This window comes from Thermodesulfobacteriota bacterium, from assembly GCA_040758155.1.
In the GTDB taxonomy this organism is placed as follows: Bacteria; Desulfobacterota; Deferrimicrobia; order Deferrimicrobiales; family Deferrimicrobiaceae; genus UBA2219.
This window is the reverse complement of sequence record JBFLWB010000173.1, coordinates 1-5,681: the sequence shown is the minus strand read 5'-3', so window position 1 is coordinate 5,681 and position 5,681 is coordinate 1. Positions and strand designations below refer to the sequence as shown.

General features: G+C 65.0%; 6 protein-coding genes. All 6 read right to left on the bottom strand.

Features of this window, described 5'->3' with window-relative positions:
- A partial coding sequence (locus AB1346_12005) for a DUF3880 domain-containing protein (protein ID MEW6721165.1) occupies nt 1–1,525 on the bottom strand: 1,525 nt, incomplete at its 3' end.
- Nucleotides 1,500–3,041, bottom strand: coding sequence for a glycosyltransferase family 2 protein (locus AB1346_12000; GenBank protein ID MEW6721164.1), 1,542 nt, complete (start codon nt 3,039–3,041; stop codon nt 1,500–1,502). The genes AB1346_12000 and AB1346_12005, both read right to left, overlap by 26 nt.
- A gap of 27 nt (nt 3,042–3,068) precedes the next feature.
- A complete protein-coding gene (locus AB1346_11995) occupies nt 3,069–4,403 on the bottom strand; it encodes a radical SAM protein (GenBank protein MEW6721163.1) in 1,335 nt (444 codons plus the stop codon).
- Between the two features lie 159 nt (nt 4,404–4,562).
- Complete coding sequence (locus tag AB1346_11990) at nt 4,563–4,922, bottom strand: flagellar protein FliT (protein ID MEW6721162.1); 360 nt, start codon at nt 4,920–4,922, stop codon at nt 4,563–4,565.
- Nucleotides 4,919–5,350, bottom strand: a complete 432-nt coding sequence (gene fliS, locus AB1346_11985) for a flagellar export chaperone FliS (protein MEW6721161.1) — start codon at nt 5,348–5,350, stop codon at nt 4,919–4,921. The genes AB1346_11990 and fliS overlap by 4 nt, the downstream gene beginning before the upstream one ends.
- A gap of 49 nt (nt 5,351–5,399) precedes the next feature.
- The coding region (gene fliD, locus AB1346_11980) for a flagellar filament capping protein FliD (protein ID MEW6721160.1) at nt 5,400–5,681 on the bottom strand (282 nt) is incomplete at its 5' end.

Sequence of the window (5,681 nt, the reverse complement as noted above, 5' to 3'; positions counted from 1 at the left end):
CCCCGCCGACGTCGAAGAGCGCCTCCGCCGACGCCTGGTGGTCGGTCAAGAGGAACGCGCCGCACGCAGGTACGTCGAACACCCGCTGATTCACGGCCGCGCCCATCTGCACGCTGGTCGCGTTGAAATTGACCTTGCAGGCGTTGTAGAAGGCCGGCAGCTCCCGGTAGTAATTGAGTGGAGGACCCAGGCGGAACCGCCCGTTCAGCAGCCCCTTCCAGCCCGCGTCGCCGCGGACGAAGGGGCGGAACTCCTCCATCGCCCGCAGGCGGGAAAGCCGGTAAAGAAGCGTGGCGCGCCACAGGACCGCCGCCTCGAAGTCGGACCGTTCCTTCCCCGTCAACGCCTCGAACGCGGCCCGCTCCCCGGCGTGCATCGCCGCCTCCGCCGCTTCCGCGAACGGGAGGTTTCGCGAGGCCCCGAGCCGCTGCGCAGTCCGTTCGACTGCGCCCCGAAGCTCCCGGGACACCTTGAGCAGCCATTCCCTCGCAGGGGTCACCATCGAGTTTCCGACGAACCCGACGTCGGAGCCGATCCTCCGTTTTTCCGCGGGAGACAGGTTCCCGGGGCGGAAGACCGTCTCGTCCGCGGCCAGCGGGAGATACGCGACATGCTCGAAGCCGACGGCCTTCAGCGACTTCACGTAGCTTTCGTCCCAGACGAAGACGCAGCAGAACGGGGAGGCGTTCTTCGGGAAGGCCCGCACGACGAGGTCCGGGCTGTCCACATACCAGACCGCGGCCGGCATCTCGATCGACCGGAACAGATCCGCGAGCGCGCCTTCTTCGTCGAACCCGAAGTGGTTCACGGTCAGGAAGAAGTCGGGACGGTCGGAGGCGATGGCCTCGACGGCGCGGCCCAAGATGCGGCCGCACGTCTCGTCCTTCCTGCCACGAACCCGCACGACCGCGTGCCCGAGCGCCTCGAGCGCGCGCGCGATCTCCTCGGTCAGGAAGTAGCCGAAGTCGAACAGCGCGACCGTCGCCCGGTCGGCCCGGAATTTCGGATACCGCAGCCGGTCCCAGAGCCGGAACGAGACCGTCCGCTCGAGCGCGTCGCGGATCGGGCCGTAATATTCGGGGAACGACGTCGTCTCGGACACGAGGGGGAAGACCGCAAGCGGGGGCAGCCCCCGTTCGAGGTGGAGCCGCGAGATCTCCGCCACCGCCTCGGCCGGGGTCTTTCCCACGACGAACCGTACCGATTCGCACGGTTCGGTCCCCGTTCCGTGCTCCCGGCAGAGATCGAGGATCTCCCGCGACGCTTCGACGACCGCCAGCGAGGCATGCGGGTATCGCCTCTGAAGCTCGTCCACATGGTAGCCCAGCCCCAGACCCAGCACGACGATCATCCCGTCGCCGCCGAAGGGGAAGGAGTCGACCATCGCCGAGGCTTCTCCCACTGGATCGTACATGCTGTGGAAGGTCTTCTCCCGGCCGTCGGAACCGGCGGCGCGCAGGGAATAGTTCCCCTGTCGGGTCCGGACCAGGTTCATCGCGTCAGAACCGGCAGATGCCCTTGGCAAGCAGGCGGTCCATCCTTTCGAGGTCTTCCGTGAGCCGTCCCTGCGTCTCCGCCTCGAGGTAGAAGACTCCCGCCGCCTCCCCGACCACCGACGCAAGGATCTTCCGGATGCAGTCCGGGAACTCCTTCTCCCTGCCGGCCCAGGAAGACTGCCTGCCGGCGAGGTACTCGGCGAATTTCCCGACGCCCCTCAAAAAATGGGGAACGAGGAAGTTCCTGCGGAACCGGTGCCGCTCCCCGGAGGGCAACTCCACGCCGTCCAGGATCGACGGGCAGATGTCCCCGAGCCGGTCGACGGCGGCCGCCCCGTTTTTCCCGAGCGCATCCGACATCTCGCCCGGGGACGCGTCGAAATGCCGACGGAAGGAGGACACGAACGCCATCGCCGCGTTCACCGGCCGGGGGTCGACTTCTTCCGGTACCGGCAGCGAGACCGCCGCAAGGTCGAGAAGATCGGAGACGTAAGCGACGAAAGTCCGCCAGTCGATGTCCTGCATCTCGAAGAAGCGGGGCAGGGAGTTCTTCAGGGTGTAGAGGTTCGCCTTCGTGCCGATGTAATGGCGCTTCAGGACGTATTCGGGGCCGCGCTCGTGCCAGTGGAAGACGCCCGCCGACATCAGAAACCCGAGCTTCTTCCCCTTCCCGATCATCCGGATGCCGAGGTCGATGTCCTCCGCGTTGATCAGGGGGCGGAACGGCACCTCGCCATACACGCTCTTCGGAATGCAGGAGGAGACGTTGTCCACGAACGACAGCCTGCGCTTCATCGCGGGGTCCAGGAGCTCCCAGTCCTGAAAATCGAACGAGGGGAGAAGCCCGTAGACGGTGTCCCCTTCCGCCCCGATCATCGCGTTCGTTTCATGGTTCGTCCAAAGACTGTACAGGTCCGCCTCGGGGCGGACGAGCTGCACCGAGGACACGGCCCCGAGGTCCGGCACCGAGAAGAACGGGCTCACCATGCCGTAGAGCCAGTAGCTGCTCGCCGGGACCGCGTCCTGCACGGTGAACACGAGATATTCCCCCCGGGCCAGGCCAGCTCCCTTATGACGGGTCGCGCCGTGGTTGAACTCCTTCTGGGGGATGCGCACCACCCGGCAGCCGAACGATTCGGCGACGGAGGCCGAGTCGTCCGTCGATTCCGAGTCGAGGACGAGGATCTCGACCTCCCCGACCTTCCTCTGCGACCGGATCTTCCCGAGCTGCTCCGCGAAGGCCTTCCCGCCGTTCTTCACCGGGACGATCACCGTGATCCCGCAGGAAATCGTCGCGGGGCGCGAATCGGCGGGCATCCGGTCGATGAAACACTGTCCCTTGAGGATCCGCTGCAACGCCCCTTCCGCCCCGGCCAGCCGCCGCTCGAGCCGGTCGATCCGCTTCTCGGCGGCCGCGACCAGCCCCATCTGCCGGTCCGAGACGGCCTTCTTCTCCTTCAGAATCCGGCCGGCGCATTCGAGGGCCCATTGCATCTCCTGCAACCGGTCCCCGTCCCGGCTTTCCATCGGTTCGAGCAGGCTCATCCGCTCCTCCGCTTCTCTCATCCCGGCTCACACAAACGCCGAGTCGTCCATCATGATCGCTTTGAGGAATTCGTAATCGACACCTTTGACCTTGGGGGCCATCGCTCCCCGGTCGTTCAGGTTCCCGCGCGACTCCTCCCCCAGGATGAGGCCGTTGTCCCGATAGAACGGGTAGAGCACGCTTCCGGGCACGGGAGTGTACAGGGCGGGGGAATAATGGACCGGCTTGACCCGAATGACGCCCTCGACCGTGGCCAGGTCGTCCTCCATGTGCCATCCCGTGTCCGTGGGGATGCCCAGGATGTAGTTGGCCCACACTTTCACGCCGTGCTTCCGGCAGATCTCCGCCGCGCGGAAATTCTCCTCGGCGGTGACCCCCTTCCGGAACCACTTCAATATCCGCGGACTGAACGACTCGAAGCCGATGATCAGGAGCTCGAGCCCGGAGGCGGCCATCTTCCCGATCAGCCGCTCGTTCCGGCAGACGATGTCCGCCCGGCTCGACGTCACCCACTTCAGCCCCTTCTCGACGATCCCGCGGGCGCGCAGCGTCTCCGTGAACCGCTCGACCCATCCGGAATTCAGGATGAACTGGTCGTCGTGGAACATCACGGAGCGGACGCCGTACTTCTCCATCAGCGTCTCCAGCTCCGAAATGACGCTCTCCACGCTGCGCCCCCGGATGAACGGCTTCCGGCTTCCGTCTGGCGCGGGCTTCGTGTACACCTGGTGCTCCCCCGGGCCGCAGCAGAACGTGCATTGGTACGGGCATCCCCTCGTGCTGATCATCTCCGCCATGGGCGTCGGAAACCGGTACCCCCGGATGCCGAACGGCTCGCACTGCATGCGTACGTTGAAGTCCGGCCACAGCTCCCTGTCGGGGAACGGGACCCGGTCGAGGTCGGGCGTCTCCCCCCAGAATTCGCGGGGGAACCGGGACGGTTTCTCCACCAGGAGCGGGAGCGAAACCTCCCCTTCCCCTTTCAGGACATAGTCGAACTCTTCCCGCTCCAGGCATTCCTCGGGGAACATCGTCGGGTGGACGCCGCCGACGACGGTCTTCGCGCGGGGAACGATCCTTTTCGCGCGCCGCGCCGCCTCGGTGGCGTACCCGAACTCCACGGAGTGGACGGAGATCCCCACGAAATCCGGGGACACGCGCTCTACGAGCTTTTCATACTCCTCCCAGCCCATCAGCATCCTCAAGTCGGCCAGCTTCACCGTGTGACCCCGCTCCTTGAGGGCGCCGGACAGAGAGGCAAGCCCGAGGCGGATGAATACGCTATCGGGGGACGGTTTCCTCAGGTCGGCGTTCCATTCGCTGTACGCAAGGGCGGGGTTGACCAACAGTACGGTAGCCACGGAACCTCCCGGAAACGGAGATGCGGTTTGAAGCGCAAGAACACGGCTACCGTGTTTATGCAACAACCTTGCCAATTAAATAATCGAGGTAAAAAGGAGATTTCCGGGAGGGAAAGCGGAAGGTATCGAACGGGGGAAGAGCCGGCGGGAACGGGCGCCTCAACGGCCCGGGACGCCCCCCCGAGGGCGCGCGCCGTCGACGGCCCCTTGGTAGCAAACCTTCAACGTATTGATTTCGCTTATTTTTATGGATATACCCCGCATCCGGGACCGGGCGAGCTCGGCGGTTTCCTCATCGGTGGAAAGGATCCTGCGGATGAGGGAAACCGGGAAAGCCGGTTTTCCGTCCTGCCCCTTGTGTCCCGGGGAACCGTCAATTTTTTGAATCTCCAGAAGGAGCTTCTGGCGCATATCGGCCAAGGCAATCACCTCGTCGAGGGCTCCCGCATCGAGCGCGTCCTTCTGCTTCCGCGCCAGGTCGAGCAGGCGGAGACAGGCCGCCTCCATCCCGTCGCTCACGCCTGGACCGCCATTCTCGCTCCCGTCCCCGCCGATGCCTGGTACGCGGCGGCGTGGGCCGCTGCCTGGTTCTGTTCCATTTCCTTCCAGCCCTGGCGCAGCGTTTCCAGCACCCGCTCCGCCTCGTTCAGGGCCTTCATGTCGTTTTTCAGGTTGGCGTGGAGGAGGCGGCCGAGGACGAAATCGTAAAGCCTGCGGAGGTTCCGGGCGATCTCCCCGCCCTCCTCCATGTTAAGGGAGCTGGACAGCTCCCCGACGATCGCCGTGGCCTTGCCGATGTAGATGCCCTTCCCGGCGATGTCGCGCTGCTCCATCTTCCCCCGGGCCACCTTCAGGAAATTGACCGCCCCGTCGAACAGGAGAGACACAAGCTTCACGTTGTCGGAAGTGTCCACCGTCGCTTTCCTGTACGCATCGAACTGCCGCATTCTCCATGTCCCCCTGTTCGTTTATCCGCGACTCTCTGCCCCTCGCCGGTCATTCCGACGGGGAAAGTATGCTGGAAAGGTACGACGCCTGCGTGGAATACGAGCTCAGAATCGATTCGAGCTTCGCGAACTGCGCGATCAGGTCCTCCTCCCTCTCTTCCAGCCGCGCTTCGGCCCGCTCGATCTCGTCGGACAGCTTGGTAACGATCGAGGTCAGCCCCTTCGTCCTTGAGGCGATGGACCCCGAGATCGTGTCGGTCACCTCGTCCAGGTAATCGTACATCGAGGCCGCCACGCCGCCCTCGGCGTTGAAAAGGTCCGACACGCCGGC